The organism is Streptosporangium sp. NPDC000396 (assembly GCF_042898655.1).
Classification (GTDB): domain Bacteria; phylum Actinomycetota; class Actinomycetes; order Streptosporangiales; family Streptosporangiaceae; genus Streptosporangium.
The window spans coordinates 12,253-33,697 of the sequence record NZ_JBIAZA010000043.1 but is presented as its reverse complement, the minus strand read 5'-3'; the positions used below and the strand labels follow the sequence as shown (position 1 = coordinate 33,697).

Below are 21,445 nucleotides of genomic sequence, written 5' to 3'. Positions count from 1 at the left end.
GTCAGCTCGCCTCCCGCATCTGCCGCCAGAGGTAGGCGCCGAGCACGGCCAGCACGACGATCACGATCGCCACGCCCAGGGTGGCCGCGTAGCCGAAGAAGCCGAAGCGGAAGGCCTCCTCGTAGGCGAAGAGCATCGGCAGGCGGGTCCGGCCTCCCGGACCGCCCTGGGTGAGGACGTAGACCAGGCCGAACTGGTTGATGTTCCACACGAAGTCGAGCGAGGTGATGGCCACGATGACCGGGCGGAGCTGGGGCAGCGTGATGTTCCAGAACCTGCGCCAGACTCCCGCGCCGTCCACCTCGACCGCTTCGTACAGTTCCCTGGGCACGCCCTGCAACCCGGCCAGCAGCACCACCGTGGTCTGCGGCATCCCGGTCCAGACCCCGACGACGATCACCGCCGGGAGCGCGAGGGAGAAGTCGTTGAGCCAGTCGATCTCGGTGCCCAGCATGCCGTTGAGGATCCCGGCGTCCGGGTGGTAGACCAGCCGCCACATCAGCCCGATGACCACCGGCGGCATCGCCCACGGCACCAGGGCCAGCACCCGGGCGAACCCGCGGAACCGCAGGTCCTGGTTGAGCAGCAGCGCCAGTCCCAGCGAGGCCAGGAACTGCAGCACGGTCACCGACACCGCCCAGATCATCCCGATCCGGAACGACGCCCAGAAGTCTCCGTCGGCGAGCAGGTCGCCGAAGTTCGACAGCCCGACGAAGGATGTGACCGCGTTGCGCCCGGAGCGCGCGTCGGTGAACGCCAGGAAGATCCCGTAGAGCAGCGGGCCCACGCTGAACACCAGCACGGGCACCAGCGCGGGGAGCATCAGCAGCAGCGTCTCGCGCCCCTGCCGCCCGCCCTTGCGGGGTCTCGGTGTCACGGCCCTGGTCGGCCGTTCCGCGGTGAGGGTCACGGCGCCTCCTCCCCCACGGTCGAGGCACGGACCACCAGGCGGGGCGGCACGGTGACCACCCGCGGGTCGCGGTCGCCGTTGCCCAGCCGGTCCAGGAGCAGTTCGGCCGCGATCCGGCCGCGCTCGGCCGAGCCGAGGGAGACGCTGGTCAGCGGGGGCCAGGCGACGGCGGCCAGGTCGATGTCGTCCATGCCCGCCACCGCCACGTCCTGCGGCACCCGCCTGCCGGCCCGGCGCAGGACGTCGAGGGCCCCGAGCGCGATCAGGTCGTTGGCGCACATGATCGCGTCCAGGCCGGGTTCCCTGGCCAGCAGCCGCTCCACCGCCTGCGCCCCTTCCGCGCGGTAGAAGTCGCCGATCTCCACCAGGTTCTCGTCGTACGGCAGGCCGAGATCCGCGAGACCCTCGGCGTACGCCGTGGAGCGGGCCGAGCCCGGGACCGTGTCCAGGGGGCCGTTGACGAACCCGATCCGCCGCCGGCCCAGCGAGTGAAGGTGATCGAGGACCATCCGCATGCCCGTTCGCGAGTCGGTGCGGACGTTGTCCACCCGCGTGCCGTCCGGCAGCGAGCCGATGACGACCACGGGGGCGCGCGCCGCCTCGATGGCCCTCAGGTGCGCCTCTCCGACCCGGAGCGGGATCATGATGAGCCCGTCCACGTAGCGCTCGCCGAGGCTGTGGAGCACGTCGATCTCGTCGGCCACGTCCGCGTCCGTGGAGTGCAGCACGAGACGGTATCCGGCGGCCTTGAGCACCGGCTGGATCTCGCGGACCATCGCCAGGTAGACGGGGTTGCCGATGTCGGCCATCGCGAAGGCCACCTGGTTGGTCCGGCGCGACTTCAGCGACCTGGCCACCGAGTTGGGGACGTAACCCAGCTCGGTGGCCGCGCTGAGCACCCGGCGCACGGTGTCTTCCCTGGTCGGCAGCCCGTTGAGCACACGCGAGACCGAGGCGATCGACACGCCTGCCCGCTCCGCGATCGTGATGATCGTCGGCCCGTTGCCCACAGAGACCACACCTTTCTGTAAACGTTTACAGTGATCATGAGTGACTGCTGAAAACGTTTACGGGAGTGGGGTCATGTAACTCGCCCGCAACAGGTGACGTCAAGTAACGATCAAATAACACCACGTCAGAGGGTGTATCGCAGATCGGCGGCCCTTCGGGATCACGTCCTCCTCCCCCGCAGCGCGAGCAGCGCGCCGAGCCCCATCGCGACGCACAGAGGAGAGTAGATCCACAGGTCACGCGAGAGGAACTCGCCCGGTGTCTCTCCGCCCCAGCCGGTCACGTGCATCGCCAGGCCGCCGGCGCCCCGCAGGAGCAGAACACCCGCGACCGCGCCGCACCCCACGGCCACCAGGCGGCGCGGCAGCTTCGCGGCGGCCAGCCCGCGCACCCGGGCACCGAGGACGTCCGCCCGCACCAGCAGCAGCACCGCCGCGCACAGCAGCAGTGCGGCGACCGCGGCCGTAGCGGCAGCGGGAGGCAGTTCCTCCGCGCCGTTCACCCCGACCACGCTGCGGGCGAAGGAGACGGGATCGTCCGCGGGCCAGGAGACGCCGGTCGCCCAGGCGGCATGGAGCGCCGCCACGGCCAGCAGGGTCACAGCCGTGGTGACGACAACGGGGCGGGTGAGATCAGACATGATCAGCCTCCTTCTGCCAGCTTCCATACGCCACTGTATGGAAGCTTCCGTGCAGTAGTGTACGGAACATGGCGATGCGAGACGGCAGGAGATTGCTCACACCCGACGACTGGGCCGAGGCCGCTCTGATGGCCCTGGCCGAAGGCGGGGTGTCAGCGGTCGCGGTGGACCGGATCGCACGCACGCTCGGTGCGAGCCGGGGCAGCTTCTACTGGCACTTCGACGACCGGGCGGCCCTCGTGGCGGCCGCGCTCGACCTGTGGGAGCGCCGGTGCACCACGGAGGTGATCACGGAGCTGGCGGCGGTGGCCGATCCCCGGCAGCGGCTTCGCCTGCTGTTCGAGGAGGTGTTCGGCGACGATCCGGGCGGCCTGGTCGAGTCGGCGCTGGCCTCCCATGCCGGAGACGCCGCGGTGGCTCCCGTGCTGGACAGGGTCACCAGAACCCGGCTGGAGTTCCTGGCCGGCGTCTTTCGCGATCTCGGATTCCCGGAAGAGGAGGCCCTGACGCGCGCGCGGGTCGCCTACACCGCCTACCTGGGGCACTTCCAGCTCCGCAGGGCCGCGTCCACGGCCTTTCCGCCCGCCACGCCGGACTATCTGGAGCAACTGATGACGATATTCACCGAGCCATCAGCGCCATCCGCGCCGTCCGTGATCGGGGCCTAGACGATCGGCCTCGCTTCCATGCCGCACTCGGCGGCTCGAGGCGGGCGACAGCCAGGACTGTGAACACCGGCCGCGGTGAGGCGGCGGTGAGAACGGCCTCCCCGCAGGGTCACGGTTCTCCGCTTCCGGGAACGCGTTCCGGTGAACGAGCCCGTTCACCGGAAGCGGGGAACCGTCCATGACCCACCGGCCGGACTCCGGCCGTCAGGCTCCTACTGCGCCGCGGTCCGCACCGAGACCACCGCGTAGTCCGCCGCGACCGCCTTCGGCGGCATGATCACCACGGCGCCGTTCTTCTCGAACACGCGCGCCTTCTCGCCCTCGTGGCCGTACTTCTGAGGAAGCTCGGCGAGCGCCGTCGCCTTCCCCGTCGCGGCGTCGATCCGGACCAGGCGGGGTGCCAGGTCGCGCCTGTCGCCCGTCTCCAGGGCCAGCAGGCCGTGATCGTCGGCTCGGACGTAGCTGAGCATGGTGTCGTTGGTGCCCGTCGACTTCCAGAGCCTCTTGCCGGTCGTCATGTCGTAGGCCAGCGCGTAGTCACGCGAGCGCAGCTTACCCGGCACGTTCTCGGGGAAGGTGGCCAGATAGAGCGTGTTGCCGTGCAGCGCCACCCGATACCGCTCATACTCACCGTCGGTGAAGTTCTCGCCGTTGAGCGCCAGCAGGTCGATCCTCTCTCCGGCGACGAACTGCCTGGCCTTCCCGCTCTCGTCCACCACCTCCACGGTTGTGCTGTCACCCGAGGTCGTCGCCACCACGGCGGGCTTGGCCGACAGCACCAGGTGGCTCAGGCCCTCGGCGGCGATCTCGGAACGCCACTTCGGCTTGCCGGTCTTCGGGTCCAGCCCGGAGACGTGGCTCCCCACGCCGCAGTCCACGGTGACGACCAGCTGTTCGGCCGAGCCCCCGAGCCCGTCGGGACGGCAGCCGTCGGCGGGAGAGCCGCCCCAGAGCTTCTTCCCGTCGGCCAGGCCGTAGGCGTAGACGCTGTTGCCGACCTTCGCGATCACCACGTCACCCGCGAGCAGGAGGGTGGGGACGTTCATCGTCAGACGCGACTTCGGTTCCGCCGGAATCTTGATCTTCCAGGTCAGCTTGCCGGTCTTGACGTCGATGCCCGCGAGATGGTCGCAGGCGGCCTCGGTACCGTAGGCGATCGCGCCCAGGCCGCCCTCGATCTCCGATGTGGCCCCGCAGAGGTTGTCAGTGGGCGACGGTACGCCCCAGGCCCGCTTGCCGGTCTTCAGGTCGTAGGCCAGCACGCCGTCCTTCTGCGCCCGGATCGCCGCGGAGTCGGACATCCAGGTGCCGAACCCGATCGAGGCGTCGAAGTTGGAGCTGTCGGCGTTGACGAACGGCACCGCCCACTCCTTCGGCTCCGCGGCGGCGCTTCCGCCGCCTCCGCCGGATCCGGAGTCGGCGCCGAACCCGCCCGAGACGACCCAGGCGGTCCCACCGCCGACTCCCAGCAGCACGACCAGGCCGAGGGCAACGAAGAGCGCGGTCCTACCGGTCTTCTTCTTCGCCGGCGGCTCTCCGGGCTGCTGCGGCCACGCCTGCGGTTGCGGCCCGCCGGGCGGGAACCCACCAGGCGGGGGGTCGCCCTGAGGCCCGCCGGGCTGGGGGCCGCCCTGAGGCCCGCCGGGCTGCTGCGGCCACGCCCCGGGAGGCGGAGCCTGATACCCCTGCGTCGGATACGGCTGCTGCCCACCGGGCTGAGGTCCGCCAGACTGGTGAGGCCACGCCCCCTGAGGCGGAGCCGGGCTGCCCTGCGGCGGCTGGAACTGCTGCCCACCGGGGTACGGCCCGCCGGGCTGCTGGGGCCACGCCTGCGGTTGCGGCCCGCCAGGCGGGAGCCCACCAGGCTGGGGTCCACCCTGAGGCCCGCCAGGGGGGAGTCCGCCGGGCTGGGGGCCGCCCTGAGGCCCGCCCGGCTGAGGGCCGCCCTGAGGTCCACCGGGCTGGGGTCCACCCGGCTGCGGCGGCCACGGCGACGACTGCGGCTGCGGCTGAGGCCCACCGGGCGGAGGGCCGCCGGGCTGAGGCTGGTGAGGCCACGCCCCCTGAGGCGGAGCCGGATTGCCCTGCGGCGGCTGGAACTGCTGCCCACCGTGGGGGACGGACGGATCCCCGTAAGGTTGCCGGGGGTCGGACATGTCCTCGTTCTCCCTCGTCACTCGGCCGCGACACGTAGTGCGGTGATGGCGTTACCAGCCGCGATCTTCTCGAAAGGCATGATCACCAGCCTGCCGTCCCGGTAGTAGACGCGGGCGTCGTCGCTCTCCCCTCCGGCGGCCTGCGGCAGCTCGGCGACAGATGCGGCCTTCCCCGTCGCGGCGTCGAGTCTGACCAGCCGCGGAGCCGGCTCCCGGTTGCCGCCCGCCTCCATGGCCAGCAACCCCTTGCCGTCGGCGGCGACGAAGGTGAGCAGGCTGGCACCGGTGCCCGAGGAGACCCACAGTCGATTGCCGGTCTTCAGGTCGTAGGCCACCGCGTTGTTGCGGTGGATCCCGCCGCCCGTGGTGTTCTCCGGGAAGGTGCCCAGGTAGAGCGTGCTCCCGTGGACCAGGGCGCGCATCTCCTCATGACCGCCCCGGATGTAGATCGTGTCGTTCAGCCTCAGCAGGTCGATCTTCTCTTTGGTCTCGAAGCCCTGGACCTTCTTGCCCGCCTCCAGCAGCTCGATCCTGGCGCCGGTGCCGCCCTCCCATGCCGCCACCACGGGGTCGGCGGAAAGCAGGTAGGAGGGACCGTCCTCCACGCGGTATTCCCACATGACATCGCCCGTCCGGGAATTCAGCGCGACGACGCTGTCTCCGCCCTCGTAACAGTCGAGGTTGACGATCACCTGTTTCGGCGACGCGAGCATGTTCGTGGTCCGGCATGCCTTCGACGCGCCGGTGTTCCACAGCTTCTTGCCGTCGGACAGCCGCAGGCCCGTCACCACCTTGTCGGTCCGCACCGCCGCGATGTCACCGGCGAATTCGAGCGTGGGGGCCCAGAGGGTGGCGTTCTTGCCGCTCTCCGCCTTCCCCGCCGCCACCTTGACCTTCCAGGTCACCTTGCCGGTCGCGGTATCGATGCCCGCGACCCCGTCGCAGACCTTGGTGGTGCCGTAGGCGACGACGGCCGTGCCACCCGCGATCGTCGGCGCGGCCGAGCAGAGCTGCTCGCCGGGCGAGGGCACACCCCAGGTTCGCTTGCCGGTGTTCAGGTCGTAGGCGAGCACCCCGTCCTTCTGCGCCCTGATCACCGCCTTGTCGGTCATCCACGCGCCGAACGCGATCGACGCGTCGGTGCCGATGACCTCGACACCGGCCCCGGTGAACGGCACGCTCCACTCGCCCGCTCCGAGCTCTTCGCCCCCGCCGAACCCGCCGGTCACGTACCACGCCGTACCGGCGCCGATGCCCAGCAGCACGACCAGCCCGAGCGCCACCAGCATGACGGTCTTGCCGGTCTTCCGCCCGCCCGCGGGCGCGGGGGCCTGCGGTGGATGCGGCTGCCCGCCGGGCGGCTGATAGGACTGCCCGCCGGGCGGGTACGGCGGCTGTCCCGGTTGCCCGCCGTACGGCTGCGCGCCCGGCTGCCCCCCGTACGGCTGCGCGCTGTAGGGCGGGGAGGGCTGCCCACCGGGCGGATACGCCTGCCCGCCGGACGGCTGATAGGGCTGCTGGCCGGGCGGGGAATACGGCTGCGCACCGGGCGGATAGGACTGCTGCGCACTTGGCTGCCCGCCGTACGGCGACTGGTACGGCTGCCCGCCGCCCGGCGGGTAGGACTGCCCGCCGGGCGGGGAGTACGGCTGCGCGCCCGGCTGCGGGTACGGCTGCTGCCCGTGAGGAAAGGCGGCGTTTGGGTCGGTCATGGGGTCTCTCCCGATCAGCCGAGCTGCTGCTGGACGTACGCGGCCCACTGCCGCTGGAACGACTCGGCGTCCGTGCCCAGCACCTTGCGCAGCGCCTCCTCGGACTTGCCTCCCTGGTAGGTGGCGGTGATGAACTCGACCAGCTTCGGCTCGCCGTACCGTTCCGCGATGTACCGGTTGGCCAGATGGCCCAGCAGGTAGTTGACGCTGGTCATGCCCTGGAGGTCCCAGTAGATGTTCTCCGGGAGCTTGCGCTGGAACTTCGCCGGGAGGCGGCCCTGCACGAACGCCTGGCCCTCTCTGAACCGCACGTTGGTGCTGATCGGATGGCCCCGGTTGGCGACGTACTCGGCGAAGCCCTCGACGACCCACTTGTCCAGGCCGGACAGGAGGTCACCCTTCAGAGCGTCGAAGCTGGCGACCGTCGAGTGCGCGAACTCGTGCCGGAAGATCTCCACGGTGCCCTCCGCGGTGCGGAAGAAGGGCGAGGTCGTGTCCATCACGACCCGGGTGCCGCCGATCTCCAGCTTCTGCGAGTTGAGGTCGTTCACCGAGGGCACCGCGAAGAGCCCGATGGAGACTCCGGCCTCGTTGGCCTTCGACTTGCGGAACATGTTGCCCAGCTGGGTCTGGCCCTCCACCAGCGCCACCACGAAGCCGTTGGGTATCGCGTCGGTTTTCCCGCCGTTCTTCTTCCAGAACGTCAGGTCGTTCACCGCCGCCTGCTCGGCGATGGGCGCGACCTGCTTCGCCCGTGCCGCCAGCTTGGGATGGGCCAGCACGATGGAGTGGTCGGTCGAGACGACCGAGATGTCCGGCCAGATGTCCCACGGCCCGGGATAGTAGAGGGTCTTCGACTCGCCGACGGGCGCGGGAGCGCCTTCGACCTTGGTGATCACGATCGGAGCCTTCACGGAGGCCTTGGTGACGGTCCAGCGGTACCACTCGGAGACCGGCGCCAGGTCGAGCCCCTTGAACTGGTGGACGAAAGCGACGTCGAAGGTGAACTTCACCCCCCGGCCGAAGCTGTCATGGGCACGGCCCTGCTGCTGCCTGGCCTGGTAGGACACCGCGGTGAGCGGCAGCTTGTGCAGGTTGGCGAAGGTCCTGCTCTGCTGCTGGACCAGGGCCGTGTTCTTCTGATCGAAGATTTTGGTGTAGGCCTTGACGTCGCCGGAGTTCAGCGCCTTGGTGTGGTCGGCCAGAAGCGCCTCGAGGTCCTTTTCGGTCACCACCACCGAGTCGGGATCGGCCGGGGCCGTCTCCTCCGCGAACGGGCTGTCGGACTGTTTCCGCGAGTTGAGCACACCGCCCACCACGGCCCCGACACCGACGGTCAGCACCACCGCCAGGACACCGAGGAAGATCCAGAGTCCGGTCTTGCGGCGCGGTGGGGAGGGCTGCGGCGGAGGTGGTGGTGGGGGCGATTGCTGCCATTGCGGCTGCTGCGGCCACTGCTGTTGCGGCTCTGCCTGCTGTTGCCACTGCTGTTGCGGCTGCGACGGCTGCTGCTGCCACTGTTGCTGCGGCCACTGCTGTTGCGGCTGCTGCGGGTATGGCGGCTGCTGCGGATAGTGCTGATAGTTCGACCCTGAAGTCACTTACGCCCCATAAGCAACAGTAATTACGGAAGGTGCAAAACGATAGCGATAACGAAGCACTGCCCTTCCGAGTGCCCGCCGTACGGGAAAAGATCAGGAGCGCAGGTAGGCCAGCACCGCGAGCACCCGGCGGTGCTGGTCGCTGTCCTCCGCGTACAGGCCGAGCTTGGCGAAGATGCTCCGGATGTGCTTCTCCACGGCACCGTCACTGATCACGAGCTGGCGGCCGATGGCCGGGTTGGACCTGCCTTCCGCCATCAGGCCCAGCACCTCGCGCTCTCGCGGGGTGAGCTGGGCGAGCGGGTCGTCGCGGCGGCGCCGTACCATCAGCTGAGCCACCACCTGGGGGTCGAAGACCGTCCCGCCGGCCGCGACCGTGCGCAGGCTCCCCATGAAGTCGTCCACGTCCACGACCCGGTCCTTGAGCAGGTAGCCCACCGCGCCCCTGGCGTCGGCGAGCAGGTCGTCGGCATAGGACACCTCCACATACTGGGACAGGATCAGCACCGGCGTGCCAGGCACCCGCCGGCGCGCCTCGACCGCCGCCCGCAGCCCCTCGTCGGTGAAGCCGGGCGGCATCCGGACGTCCACCACCGAGACGTCCGGCTTGTGTTCGACGACGGCCTCCACCAGGCGGTCGCCGTCACCCACCGCCGCGACCACCTCGCAGCCGAACTCCTCAAGCAGCCTGATCAGGCCCTCTCTGATCAGCACCGCGTCATCGGCCACGACTACCCGCACGGAACCTCCGCCACAATCACTGTCGGCCCGCCCACCGGCGATTCCACCGCCAGCTCTCCGTCGACCGCCTTGAGGCGGTCGGCGAGGCCGGACAGGCCGTGTCCCTTGGCGGCATGTGCGCCGCCGACCCCATCATCCCCGATTGTCAGCATGAGGACGCCGCCGGTCTTGCTCAGCGTCACCGTGCAGAGGGTGGCGTGACTGTGCTTGGCCACGTTGGTCAGGCTCTCGGCGACCACGAAATAGACGGTGTTCTCCACCGCCGCCGCGAAGCGGCCGATCACCTGCACGTCCAGTTCGACCGGGATCGTGCAGCGGCTGGCCAGCGCCGCCAGCGCCGGTGCCAGGCCCCGGTCGGTCAGGATCGGCGGCGCGATGCCGCGAGACAGCGCGCGCAGCTCGTCCAGGGTCTCCCGGGTCGAGACGATGGCCTGGCTGAGCATCTCCTCGACCGCCTGCGGGTCGCGCCTGAGCTGACGCTGGGCCCGCGACAGGTCCATGGCCAGGGAGACCAGGCGCTGCTGCGGCCCGTCGTGGATGTCACGCTCCAGCCGCCGGAGCGCGTTCGCCTCGGCCGACACCGCCGCCGCCCGGCCTTCGGCCAGGTCGTCGATGCGCTCGTGCAACTCGGCGACGCCGGTCAGCAGGGCCCGGCCGAGTCCGGTCCGGATCAGCGCGGCGCCGTGCAGGACCAGCGGCAGGGTGAGCGCGAACACCACGCCGATGCCGGTGTTGATGGCCACGTCCTTCCACACCTCGTCCCCGAGCCCGAGCAGGTAGGCCAGACCGTGGTTGCCCGGGATATTCGCGGTGATCCACCCGTAGATCGGGGAGGTCAGACCCGCGATCGTCACCCCCCACCAGGCCACCGTGACGACGAACGTCACCATGGAGACCGGCAGGGCCACGATGCCGTAGAACAGGTCCAGCCACGACTGCCCGCTGGTCAGCGGGTTCACCATGCGGCGAACCCATCCGGAGCCCTCCGGCGCCCGCTTGTAGCGGGGCCGGGGCACCGCTCTGCCGAGCACGTCGGGCAGCATCCGCCGTTCCACGTCGGCCATGCCCCGCGCCATCAGCAGCGTCACCGACAGGATCGGCAGGCCTATCCACACGATCACCGTGCCGACCCCCGCGGCGAAGCTCGGGACCACGAGGCAGAACGAGACGACGGAGATGGGAAAGCTCGCGATCAGGTAGCGGGTGTCGGCACCCAGGCGGCGCAGGAGGGTTCTCATGGCGCCAACGGTATGGGCCCCGGACTCCTGGTTCGATCCTGCGCACCGGCGTCCGGGGGTAGTGCTGGCCCTACCCCCGCCAAGGGGGTGACCTTGACCGCAAGACTGCTGCGGGCGTTACTGCGCCGGCCGGGGGCCGCGCGGGAGGGTCGATTCATCGCTCCCCGATGAATCGAGACCCCCTTGACCACCGTGATCGTCCGCCCGGCGGCCCCCACGTCGCCCGCACCGCCCGGCCGTGACCTGTTCGTCGACGCGCTGCGCCTGTTCGGCATGGCCCTGGTCGTGCTCCAGCACTGGAGCATGCCGGTGCTGTCCTTCGCCGACGGCCGGATCTCCACCGGCAACGCGCTGTCGGCCGGTGGCGCGTGGTTGATCACCTGGATCAGCCAGGTGATGCCGCTGGTCTTCTTCGCGGGAGGCGCGGCCAACGCGATCAGCTGGCGGGGGTCGGTGCGGCGTGGCGGTCCGGCTCCCGCCTGGCTGGCCGTACGGCTGCGCCGCCTGGCATGGCCGGTGCTGCCGCTGGCGGCGGTGTGGTTGCCCCTCCCCCACCTGCTGCTGGCACTCGGCCTGCCTCAGCAACCGGTGTTCACGGCCTCGCGCCTGGCGGGACAGCTGCTGTGGTTCCTGGCGATCTATCTGGTCGCGGTGGCGGTGACCCCGCCGATGCTCAGGCTCAACATGGTGTACGGCTGGCGCGTGCCCGCGGTGCTGGTCGCGGGGGCCGTCGCGGTGGACCTCGCCCGCTTCACCAGCGGCCTGGACGTCATCGGGTTCCTCAACATCGGGCTGGTCTGGCTGGCGGTGCACCAGCTCGGCTTCCTTTACGCCGACGGCCGCCTGAGCCGCCCCTGGACCATGGCCCTCACCGGGTACGGCCTGGCCGCGGCGCTGGTCGCCTTCGGCCCCTACCCGGGCAGCATGATCGGGATGCCCGGGGCGGCCGTGTCCAACATGGCGCCGCCCACGGTCGCGCTGCTCGCGGTGGGGATCGGCCAGATCGGGCTGGCGCTGGCGCTGCGCCCGTGGATCGTCGCGTTCACGCGCTGGCCGGTGGTGTCGCGGGCGCTCGCCTGGGCCGCTCCCCGGATGATGACCGTCTACCTGTGGCACATGAGCGCGCTGTTCGTCGTCACCTCGGTGGTCGTGGTGGGCCTGGGCGTCTCCACCCCCGAACCGGGAACATCGGCCTGGTTGTCGGGCTGGCCGCACTGGCTGCTCGTGCTCTCCCTGGCCATGTGGGCGCTGCTGCGCGGCTTCGCCCGGTTCGAGGCGCCCCCGCCGGCCTCGCCGTACCGCGGGGGAATGGTCCGGATCATGGTGGCCGCCGCGCTGACCGGGGCGGGCCTGCTCATCCTCACGGCGATCGGCTTCGTCCCCGGGCCGGCGCCCGTCCTCGCCACGGGCATGCTCCTGGCGGGCCTGCTGCTCATCCGGTCGGCCTCCGGCCCCCGGCGGCCGGAGACTACCAGTCCCCTTCGTCATGATTTGACGTGATTTATGCAACTAAAGTCACGCGATGTCATCTGCCATACGGGCAACGTAACCGCACCCGCCGCCCGGACCGGCTCAACCACAGTCAGTTCTTCGGCAGTATTGGACTGTGAGCCTTGTAGATCGCCTGCCCGAAGAGATCGACGCCGACCCCGACACCATCTTCGACGCGTTCGTCGAGTGGAACTCCGAGCGGGGGCTCACCCTCTATCCGGCGCAGGAGGAGGCGCTGATCGAAGTCGTCTCCGGCAACAACCTGATCCTGGCCACCCCGACCGGGTCGGGAAAGAGCCTGGTCGCCGCCGGAGCACACTTCACCGCCCTGACCCGGGACGTGCGCACCTTCTACACCGCGCCGATCAAGGCACTGGTGTCGGAGAAGTTCTTCGACCTGTGCGCGATCTTCGGCACCGAGAACGTCGGCATGATGACCGGCGACGCGAGCGTGAACCCCGGCGCGCCGATCATCTGCTGCACCGCCGAGATCCTCGCCAACGTCGCGCTGCGCGACGGCGCCGGGGCCGACATCGGCCAGGTGGTGATGGACGAGTTCCACTTCTACGCCGAGCCCGACCGCGGCTGGGCCTGGCAGGTGCCCCTGCTGGAGCTGCCGAACGTGCAGTTCATCCTGATGTCGGCGACGCTGGGCGACGTCACCAGGTTCGAAGAGGACCTCACCCGGCGCACCGGCAGGCCCACCGCGGTGGTGAAGCACGCCGAGCGCCCGGTCCCGCTGATCTACTCCTACCGGCTCACCCCCCTCCACGAGACCCTGGAGGAGATGCTCGCCACCCACCAGGCGCCGGTCTACGTCGTCCACTTCACCCAGGCCGCGGCCATGGAGCGGGCACAGGCGCTGATGAGCATCAACATGTCCACCAAGGCCGAGAAGGAGGCCATCGCCGAGCTCATCGGCAGCTTCCGCTTCACCACCCGCTTCGGCCGGGCCCTGTCACGCCTCGTACGGCACGGCATCGGCGTCCACCACGCCGGGATGCTCCCCAAATACCGCCGGCTGGTGGAACGGCTCGCCCAGGCGGGCCTGCTGAAGGTCATCTGCGGCACCGACACGCTCGGCGTCGGCGTCAACGTGCCGATCAGGACCGTGCTGTTCACCGCGTTGAGCAAATACGACGGAAGCAAGGTCCGGCGGCTGCGCGCCCGCGAGTTCCACCAGATCGCCGGGCGAGCCGGCCGGGCGGGCTTCGACACCATCGGCTACGTCGTCTGCCAGGCCCCCGACCACGTCATCGAGAACGAGAAGGCACTCGCCAAGATCGGCGACGATCCCAAGCGGCGACGCGGTTTCGCCCGCAAGAAGCCGCCGGAGGGCTTCGTCGGCTGGAGCGAGGAGACCTTCGAGAAGCTGCAGTCCGCCGAGCCGGAGCCGCTCAACTCCCGGTTCAAGGTCAGCAACGCCATGCTGCTCGCGGTGATCAACCGTCCCGGCGACTGCTACGCGGCGATGAAGCACCTGCTCACCGACAACCACGAAGACCGCAAGTGGCAGCGGCGGCACATCAGCCAGGCCATCGCGATCTACCGCTCGCTGCTGGCCGGTGGCGTGGTGGAGAAGCTGAGCGAGCCCGACGAGCAGGGACGGATGGCCCGCCTGACCGTCGACCTGCAGGAGGACTTCGCCCTGAACCAGGCGCTGTCCACCTTCGCGCTGGCCACCCTCGAACTCCTGGACATGGAGTCGCCGACCTACGCGCTGGACATGGTCTCCATCATCGAGTCCATCCTCGACGACCCCCGCCAGATCCTGTCCGCGCAGCTCAACAAGGCGCGCGGCGAGGCCGTGGCGCAGATGAAGGCCGACGGCGTCGAATACGAGGAGCGGATGGAGCTCCTCAACGAGATCACCCACCCGATGCCGCTGGCCGATCTGCTGCTGGGCGCCTACGAGACCTACCGCCGGGGCCACCCGTGGGTCGGCGACTACACGGTCAGCCCCAAGGGCGTCGTGCGGGACATGTACGAACGGGCGATGACCTTCGCCGACTACGTCCAGTTCTACGAGCTGGCCCGGTCCGAGGGCACCGTGCTGCGCTACCTCGCCGACGCCTACCGCACCCTGTCGCGGACCATCCCCGAGCACCTCAAGACCGAGGATCTCATCGACCTCATCGAGTGGCTCGGCGAGCTGGTCCGCCAGGTCGACTCCAGCCTCCTGGACGAGTGGGAGCAGTTGCAGAACCCGACGGGTGAGCTGGAGGCGCCCTCCCTGGAGGAGACGACCAAGCCGGTCACCGCCAACACCCGCGCGTTCCGCGTGCTGGTCCGCAACGCGATGTTCCGCCTGGTCGAGCTGGCCGCCCTGGAGAAGGAGGAGGAGCTGGCCGAGCTGGCGCCGGACGTCGACTGGGGCGCCGCGCTCGACGCCTACTACGACGACCACGAGGAGATCGGCACCGGCCCGGACGCCCGTGGGCCGGGCCTGCTGCGCATCGAGGAGGAGAAGGAGTTCTGGCGGGTCCGCCAGGTCATCGCCGACCCCGCAAAGGACGGCGACTGGGGCATCGACGCCCAGGTGGACCTGGCCGCCTCCGACGAGGAGGGCCGCGCCGTGGTCCACGTCATCGGCCTGAACCGCCTGTGACCTCCTCACCCGGGCCGTGTCGCGGGCGGCCTGGGTGTCCCATGCCGGACGTCTCCGGGGCTCGTTCCATGATTTTCCACGGCGTAAAGTCATTGGACAGGCCCGACAGAATGGGGCCATGAGCGACGACGCGGTCAGGCAGATTCTGGGCCTGCTCTATCAGGAAGACACGCTGCGGGTGTTGTCGGCCCTGGCGCTGGGCGGCACGCCCGAGGAGTCAGGACTCGGCGGGGACGCGACGCGGCGGGCGCTGGACCGGCTGGAACGCGGCGGGCTGGCCGTACGGGACGACGACGGCCGATGGCGGGCACGGCGGGAGCGGTTCCGTGAGCTGCTGCACGCCACGGCCAGACCTGCCGCCTCGGCCTCCCCCGAGGAGAAGGTGCTGCGGTCCTTCCTCGTCGAGGGACGACTCCGGGCGATTCCCACCAAACGCGACAAGCAGCTGATCGTGCTGAACTACATCGCCCAGGTCTTCGAGCCGGGAGTCCGCTACCCGGAGAAGGAGGTCGACGTCGCGCTGCGCGCCTTCCACGACGACTTCGCGGCGCTGCGCCGTTACCTGGTCGATGACGGGCTGCTGAGCAGGGAGAACAACGTCTACTGGCGCAGCGGCGGCACGGTCGACGCCTGAAGGCGATCCGTCAGCCGCCGGATGTAGTCGATCAGCTCGACCGGTTCGTGAACGGTGAAGTCCAGGTCGAGCAGGCCGAGGGTCATGGCGAGCCATTCCAGCGAGTCGCCGCCGGTGCGCAGCAGGCAGCTGTGCTCGTCGACGGCCTCCAGCTCCCCGTGGGCGGCGCCCTGCACCCGGTCGGCGACGACGGCCATGGGCGCGCGCAAGGTGACCACCGCCCGGTAGCGGCTGATCGGGGCGAGGATGGACTGCTCGACATAGCCCGCGGGCGGCTCGCGCGGGGGGAAACGGACGCCGGTGGCCAGCGGGGCCGTGAGCCGGTCGACCCGGAAGGTCCGCCAGTCGTCCCGCCCGAGGTCCCACGCGACGAGATACCAGCGCCGCCCGGTGGACACCAGCCGGTACGGCTCGGCCACGCGGGCGCTCTCGGTGCCGTCACGACGGCGGTAGCCGAAGCGGAGCCGTTCGCGGTCCCTGCTGGCCTGCGCGAGCGTCGCCAGCGTGTCCGGCTCCACGGTCGGCCAGGAGCGGGCCAGCACGCCGGTGAGCGGCACGGTCTGGGTCTGCAGGGTGTTGACCCGGCGGCGCAGCCGGGAGGGCAGGACCTGCTCCAGCTTGGCCAGGGCCCGGGCCGAGGTCTCCTCGATCCCGGCGACCGTACCGCCCGCCGCGGTGCGCAGGCCCACCGCGATGGCCACCGCCTCCTCGTCGTCCAGCAGCAGCGGCGGCATCGCGGTCCCGGCCTCCAGCCGGTAGCCCCCGGCGGGACCGGTCGTCGCGTGGACCGGATAGCCCAGCTCGCGCAGGCGGTCGATGTCGCGGCGGAGTGTGCGCGGGCTGACCTTGAGCCGTTCGGCCAGCTCGGGCCCCGGCCACTCCCGGTGCGCCTGGAGCAGCGACAGCAGCCGGAGCACCCGGCCTGTGGTGTCTGCCATGAATTCCACGATGCCATCGATCGCGGCCAGGAACTGGCCTAAACCCGGGCTAGCGTCGCGATCATGAGCCACATCGAGATAACGGGCGCCCGTGAGAACAACCTCAAGAACATCTCACTGAAGATCCCGAAGAGACAGATCACGGTCTTCACCGGTGTCTCGGGATCCGGCAAGTCGTCCATCGTGTTCGACACGATCGCGGCGGAGTCACAGCGGCAGCTCAATGAGACCTTCACCACCTTCGTCCGCAACCGCCTGCCCAAGTACGGCCAGCCGGACGCGGACGCCATCGAGAACCTCTCGGCCGCGGTCGTCATCGGGCAGCAGCGCATCGGCGGCAGCTCCCGCTCCACGGTCGGCACGATCACCGACATCTACTCCCTGCTGCGGCTGCTCTACTCCCGTGCCGGCACGCCACCCGCCGGTTACTCCAACGCGTTCTCCTTCAACGACCCCGCCGGGATGTGCCCGGAGTGCGAAGGGGTCGGCAGGAAGACGGCCCTGGACGTGGACCTGGCGCTGGATCGGTCGAAGTCGCTCAACGAGGGCGCGATCCTGCTGCCGAACTTCGGGGTCGGCACGTGGTTCTGGAAGACGTACGCCTACTCGGGGCTGTTCGACAACGACAAGAAGCTGGCCGACTACACCGAGACCGAGTGGGACACGCTGCTGCGCGGCCAGGGGCCGGACATCCGGTTCACCACGCAGGGCGGCCCGGTGCACCAGAAGTACGAGGGCCTGATCGACAAGTTCGACCGGATCCACATCAAGAAGGACATCGAGGCCAAGGCCAACCGGGAGGCCCTGCTGGAGTTCGTCTCCTCCCGGACCTGCCCGCTGTGTGAGGGGACCAGGCTCAACCAGGCGGCGCTGGCCTGCCGGATCAACGGCCGCAACATCGCCGAGCTGGCCGCGATGGAGGTCCGGCATCTCGTCGGCGTGGTCGCCGAGATCGACGATCCGGTCGCGGTGACGATGGTCCCGGCCATCCTGGCCCGGCTGCGGCACCTGGTCACCATCGGCCTGGGATATCTCAGCCTGGACCGGCCCACGGGCACCCTCTCCGGCGGGGAGTCGCAGCGGATCAAGATGGTCAAGCACCTCGGCAGCAGCCTCACCGAGATGACCTACATCTTCGACGAGCCGACCATCGGCCTGCACCCGCGCGACGTGACACGCATGAACGGCCTGCTGCGCGAGCTGCGCGACAAGGGCAACACGGTGCTCGTCGTCGAGCACGACCGCGACGTCATCGAGATCGCCGACCACGTGGTGGACGTCGGGCCGCGCGCGGGAGCACACGGCGGCGAGATCGTCTATGAGGGCGGCGTCGCGGGGCTGCGCCAGGCGGACACCCTCACCGGGCGGCACATGCGCCACAACCGGCCGCTCAAGACGGAGTTCCGCGAGCCGGCCGGCGCGCTGACCGTCACCGGGGCGACCGCGCGCAACCTCAAGAACGTCACGGTCTCCTTCCCCGCCGGCGTGCTCACCGTGGTCACCGGAGTGGCCGGATCAGGCAAGAGCACCCTGGTCAACGAGGTGTTCCTGGCCGGGCATCCGGAGGCGGTGGTCATCGACCAGTCGGCGGTCGGCACCTCGATCCGGTCCACCCCGGCCACCTACACCGGGCTGATGGACGACGTCCGCCGGTTGTTCGCCGCGGCCGGCGGTGTCAGCGCGTCACTGTTCAGCTTCAACTCCAAGAGCGGCGCCTGCCCCCAGTGCCAGGGGCTCGGCGTCATCTACACCGACCTGGCGTTCATGGACGGCATCACCTCGACGTGCGAGACCTGCCGGGGGCGGCGGTTCCGGGAGGAGGTGCTGCGGCACACCCTGCGCGGCAAGTCCATCCTCGACGTGCTGGAGATGACGGCGAGCGAGGCGGCGGAGTTCTTCACCGAACCCAGGCCACTGCGCGTCCTGCGCGCGGTCAACGCGGTCGGGCTGGGCTATCTCAAGCTCGGCCAGCCGCTGAGCAGCCTGTCCGGCGGCGAGTGCCAGCGGATCAAGCTCGCCGGGGAGCTCCACAAGACCGGCACCGTCTACGTGATGGACGAGCCGACCACCGGGCTGCACATGTCGGACGTCGGGAATCTGCTGACCATCATGGACGACCTGGTGGACGGCGGGAACACGGTCGTCGTCATCGAGCACAACCTCGATGTCGTCAAGAGCGCCGACTGGATCGTCGACCTCGGCCCCGACGGCGGAGACAGGGGCGGCACCGTCGTGTTCGAGGGCACGCCCCGGCAGCTCCTCGACGCGGACGGCTCCTTCACCGCCGAGTATCTACGCCGCGACCTGGGCCGGCCGTAGCGCTTCGCCCCGCCGGGGCCGGCGGCGGACGTCGCCCGCACCCCGGTGACGGCCACCGGGGTGCGGGTGCCGTACAGGCCCGTACAGGGCAGACGCGGCGCGCTCAGCCGCCCGAGGTGTCGAGCTCGGCGTCCGCGCAGGGGACGGCGAGGTCGTAGGGGTCGTCCAGCCAGCCCGCGGGCAGGTGGACCCGGTCACGCGGGTGGGTCTTGCCCCGAGGCGCGTCCACGCCCTCCGGCCAGGGCTGGGCGGCATCGAGCTCGGCGAGGCCTTCTCGCAGATCGGCGAGAGTGTCGGAGGTGGCCAGGCGGCGGCGGAGATCGGCCCCGACGACGAAGCCCTTGAGATACCAGCCCACGTGCTTGCGGAAGTCGGCCACGGCGTGCGGCTCACTGCCGAAGCACTCGGCCAGCAGCGTGGCGTGCCGGTTCATGGTCGCGGCGACCTCGCCCAGCGCCGGCCGGGCGCGCTCGTCGCCGCCGTCGCACGCGGCCGCCAGGTCCGCGAACAGCCACGGACGCCCCAGGCAGCCCCGGCCCACGACGACACCGTCGCACCCGGTCTCCCTCATCATCCGCAGCGCGTCGTCGGCGCTCCAGATGTCGCCGTTGCCGAGCACCGGGATCTCGGTCACCGCCTCCTTGAGGCGTGCGATGGCCTCCCAATCGGCGGTCCCGCCGTAGTGCTGGACGGCGGTACGGCCGTGCAGCGCGATCGCGGAGACCCCTTCCTCCACGGCGATCCGCCCGGCGTCCAGGTAGGTCAGATGGTCGTCGTCGATGCCCTTGCGCATCTTCATCGTCACCGGCAGCGTCCCGGCGTTGCGCACGGCCTCGCGGAGGATGGCCCGGAGCAGGTTCCGCTTGTACGGCAGGGCGGAGCCGCCGCCCCGCCGGGTCACCTTGGGCACCGGGCAGCCGAAGTTGAGGTCCACGTGATCGGCCAGGCCCTCCTCGGCGATCATCCGGACGGCCCTGCCGACGGTCACCGGATCGACCCCGTAGAGCTGGATGCTGCGGGGCTTCTCGCCCGGGTCGAACCGGATCATCTTGAGCGTCTTGGCGTTCCGCTCCACCAGCGCCCGCGTCGTGATCATCTCGCAGACGAACAGCCCGCCGCCCTGCTCGCGGCAGAGGGTCCGGAAGGGCGCGTTGGTGATCCCGGCCATGGGCGCGAGGACGACAGGCGGCCAGACCTCGAGCGACCCCAGTTTCAACGACTCCACCTGGTGTTTCTACCGTACGGGGCGCAGCAGGACGAATCATCGCTGGATAGGCTGTCTATGGTCTAGTCAGACGTGACACCGGAGGGCGTGGATGTTGCTGCGGCTGCGGATCGCACTGCCCGACGAGCCGGGATCCCTGGGAAGGGTCACCCACGCTCTCGGCATCGCCGGGGCGGACATCACCCAGGTGGTCGTGCTCGATCGCGGCGAGGGACGCGCGATTGACGACATCACCGTCTACTGGCCTGACTCCGCTCCCAGGGAGGCCCTGGTCGAGGGTCTGCGGAGCATTCCGGGAGTGACCGTCGAGGGCGTGTGGGGCACGCGCGAGGCGCCGGGCACCTATCCGGAGCTGGAGATCCTCAAATACATCACCACGGCCGGAGACCGCGCGCTGGCCACCCTCATCGACTCCATGCCGGTGCTGTTCAGCGCCGACTGGGCGGCGGCCGGCACCACGACGGAACCACGCTCGGTCGTCCACTCCAGCTGGCGCGCCCCCGCCGAGGTGCCCTTCCCCTCCGGCATCCCGGTCCGCCCGACGGCCGCCACCCTCGACTCCGGCCTCCATGTGATCACCGCGCCCCTTCCCCCGCTGGCCCTGACCCTCCTGCTGGCCCGCGCCGACGGCCCGGCCTTCCACCGCATCGAGGTGCACCGCCTCACCCGGATCCTGGAGGTCTTCCTCACTCTGCCCATGGTGGAGCGCGGGGTCGCCCGCAGGCTCCGCCGGCTCGGCTGACCGACGGTTACACAACCACTCGGAAAAGCCGATAGAGTTCTCTCGTTGCCGCAGGGGAAACACCCGGCGAAAACACGCGGAAGTGGCTCAGTGGTAGAGCATCACCTTGCCAAGGTGAGGGTCGCGGGTTCGAATCCCGTCTTCCGCTCTGATCTCCCCCAAGGACGATTAGCTCAGCGGGAGAGCGCTTCCCTGACACGGAAGAGGTCACTGGTTCAATCCCAGTATCGTCCACCACATTCATCCCAGGCCGATGGCCTGGGATTTTCTGTTTCCACGGTTGTTGGCGTTGTTTCGAGAGCGCACCACTCCCAAAGATCGTGACCGCTACCCTGCCCCGTAACGGTCATCAGGTGGTTGTCAGGAAACGACCAGGGGCAGCGGTGCCGATGCGGGCGAATTTATTGGTGATCTACAGCTCTCGGATCGAGGACTGCCGGGATTTCTACGGCTCGCTCGGGCTGGATTTCCGGGCCGAGCAGCACGGGAACGGGCCTCGGCATTACGCGGCGGTGCTCCCGGACGGGCTGGTGGTGGAGATCTATCCTGCCGCTGCCGCGGGTGCGACCGGCGCGTTGCGGCTCGGATTCGCCGTGGAGGGTCTGCCGGGCCATGCCGCCGGGCGGCATGTGCTGCGGGATCCGGACGGCCGCGCGGTGGAGGTGCATGTTCACAGTTGACCTTGCCCGGCTTGGTCCAGCCACGCTGTAGTTCCGCTGACATTTACAAAAGCCGCCGAAGACGCCGAAGACACGGCGGAGAGGACGCGGATGCGGTTTTGTCGGTGGCCCGGCTCACACTGCGCTCATCA

17 protein-coding genes and 2 tRNA genes are annotated in these 21,445 nt (G+C 69.9%); 9 read left to right on the top strand and 10 right to left on the bottom strand.

Features of this window, described 5'->3' with window-relative positions; genetic code table 11:
• Nucleotide 1: 1 nt before the first annotated feature.
• The 3 genes from ACFY2X_RS42800 to ACFY2X_RS42790 form a co-directional block, all read right to left on the bottom strand.
• Entirely contained in the window at nt 2-910 is a 909-nt protein-coding gene (locus ACFY2X_RS42800; RefSeq protein ID WP_389949742.1) for a carbohydrate ABC transporter permease, read from the bottom strand.
• Nucleotides 907-1,920 (bottom strand): LacI family DNA-binding transcriptional regulator, encoded by a 1,014-nt coding sequence (locus tag ACFY2X_RS42795; protein WP_389949740.1) that lies wholly within the window; start codon nt 1,918-1,920, stop codon nt 907-909. Before ACFY2X_RS42795 ends, ACFY2X_RS42800 begins: the two co-directional genes overlap by 4 nt.
• Before the next feature lie 161 nt (nt 1,921-2,081).
• Entirely contained in the window at nt 2,082-2,561 is a 480-nt protein-coding gene (locus ACFY2X_RS42790) for a DUF3995 domain-containing protein (protein ID WP_389949738.1), read from the bottom strand.
• A 68-nt stretch (nt 2,562-2,629) separates the two neighbouring features.
• Between ACFY2X_RS42790 and ACFY2X_RS42785 the strand changes: the two genes are divergently transcribed.
• Entirely contained in the window at nt 2,630-3,229 is a 600-nt protein-coding gene (locus ACFY2X_RS42785) for a TetR/AcrR family transcriptional regulator (protein WP_389949735.1), read from the top strand.
• A 212-nt stretch (nt 3,230-3,441) separates the two neighbouring features.
• Here the strand turns inward: ACFY2X_RS42785 and ACFY2X_RS42780 are convergent, their stop codons facing one another.
• From ACFY2X_RS42780 to ACFY2X_RS42760, 5 genes are all read right to left on the bottom strand, one after another.
• Nucleotides 3,442-4,704 carry a PQQ-binding-like beta-propeller repeat protein gene (locus ACFY2X_RS42780; protein ID WP_389949732.1) on the bottom strand — a complete coding sequence of 421 codons (1,263 nt, stop codon included), beginning with the start codon at nt 4,702-4,704 and terminating at the stop codon, nt 3,442-3,444.
• Nucleotides 4,705-5,402: 698 nt separating this feature from the next.
• Nucleotides 5,403-7,097, bottom strand: a complete 1,695-nt coding sequence (locus tag ACFY2X_RS42775; protein WP_389949730.1) for a PQQ-binding-like beta-propeller repeat protein — start codon at nt 7,095-7,097, stop codon at nt 5,403-5,405.
• Between the two features lie 14 nt (nt 7,098-7,111).
• Complete coding sequence (locus tag ACFY2X_RS42770) at nt 7,112-8,698, bottom strand: hypothetical protein (RefSeq protein ID WP_389949727.1); 1,587 nt, start codon at nt 8,696-8,698, stop codon at nt 7,112-7,114.
• A 93-nt stretch (nt 8,699-8,791) separates the two neighbouring features.
• A complete protein-coding gene (locus tag ACFY2X_RS42765; protein WP_389949724.1) occupies nt 8,792-9,439 on the bottom strand; it encodes a response regulator in 648 nt (215 codons plus the stop codon).
• On the bottom strand, nt 9,430-10,677 hold the full coding sequence (locus tag ACFY2X_RS42760; protein WP_389949722.1) for a sensor histidine kinase: 1,248 nt from the start codon (nt 10,675-10,677) through the stop codon (nt 9,430-9,432). The genes ACFY2X_RS42765 and ACFY2X_RS42760 overlap by 10 nt, the downstream gene beginning before the upstream one ends.
• Nucleotides 10,678-10,869: 192 nt before the next feature.
• Between ACFY2X_RS42760 and ACFY2X_RS42755 the strand changes: the two genes are divergently transcribed.
• From ACFY2X_RS42755 to ACFY2X_RS42745, 3 genes are all read left to right on the top strand, one after another.
• Entirely contained in the window at nt 10,870-12,177 is a 1,308-nt protein-coding gene (locus ACFY2X_RS42755; RefSeq protein WP_389949814.1) for an acyltransferase family protein, read from the top strand.
• Between the two features lie 106 nt (nt 12,178-12,283).
• Nucleotides 12,284-14,776: a DEAD/DEAH box helicase gene (locus ACFY2X_RS42750; RefSeq protein WP_389949720.1), complete on the top strand. Its 2,493-nt coding sequence runs from the start codon at nt 12,284-12,286 to the stop codon at nt 14,774-14,776.
• A gap of 118 nt (nt 14,777-14,894) precedes the next feature.
• On the top strand, nt 14,895-15,410 hold the full coding sequence (locus ACFY2X_RS42745; protein WP_389949718.1) for a DUF2087 domain-containing protein: 516 nt from the start codon (nt 14,895-14,897) through the stop codon (nt 15,408-15,410).
• On the opposite strand, the gene ACFY2X_RS42740 is transcribed toward ACFY2X_RS42745, so the two are convergent.
• Nucleotides 15,377-16,348, bottom strand: coding sequence for a helix-turn-helix transcriptional regulator (locus tag ACFY2X_RS42740; RefSeq protein ID WP_389949716.1), 972 nt, complete (start codon nt 16,346-16,348; stop codon nt 15,377-15,379). The genes ACFY2X_RS42745 and ACFY2X_RS42740 overlap by 34 nt on opposite strands.
• A gap of 63 nt (nt 16,349-16,411) precedes the next feature.
• Between ACFY2X_RS42740 and ACFY2X_RS42735 the strand changes: the two genes are divergently transcribed.
• Nucleotides 16,412-18,667, top strand: coding sequence for an excinuclease ABC subunit UvrA (locus tag ACFY2X_RS42735; RefSeq protein ID WP_389949713.1), 2,256 nt, complete (start codon nt 16,412-16,414; stop codon nt 18,665-18,667).
• A gap of 103 nt (nt 18,668-18,770) precedes the next feature.
• Here ACFY2X_RS42735 and dusB read toward each other — a convergent pair whose 3' ends face one another.
• Nucleotides 18,771-19,892 (bottom strand): tRNA dihydrouridine synthase DusB, encoded by a 1,122-nt coding sequence (gene dusB, locus ACFY2X_RS42730; protein ID WP_389949710.1) that lies wholly within the window; start codon nt 19,890-19,892, stop codon nt 18,771-18,773.
• A gap of 91 nt (nt 19,893-19,983) precedes the next feature.
• Here dusB and ACFY2X_RS42725 point away from each other — a divergent pair, with 91 nt between their 5' ends.
• The 4 genes from ACFY2X_RS42725 to ACFY2X_RS42710 all read left to right on the top strand — a co-directional run bounded on the left by ACFY2X_RS42725 (nt 19,984) and on the right by ACFY2X_RS42710 (nt 21,314).
• On the top strand, nt 19,984-20,634 hold the full coding sequence (locus ACFY2X_RS42725; RefSeq protein WP_389949707.1) for an amino acid-binding protein: 651 nt from the start codon (nt 19,984-19,986) through the stop codon (nt 20,632-20,634).
• 76 nt (nt 20,635-20,710) lie between these two features.
• Nucleotides 20,711-20,782: transfer RNA gene (locus ACFY2X_RS42720), tRNA-Gly, on the top strand.
• Between the two features lie 14 nt (nt 20,783-20,796).
• A tRNA-Val gene (locus ACFY2X_RS42715) sits at nt 20,797-20,871 on the top strand.
• Between the two features lie 83 nt (nt 20,872-20,954).
• Nucleotides 20,955-21,314 carry a VOC family protein gene (locus tag ACFY2X_RS42710; protein WP_389949704.1) on the top strand — a complete coding sequence of 120 codons (360 nt, stop codon included), beginning with the start codon at nt 20,955-20,957 and terminating at the stop codon, nt 21,312-21,314.
• Nucleotides 21,315-21,445: the final 131 nt, after the last annotated feature.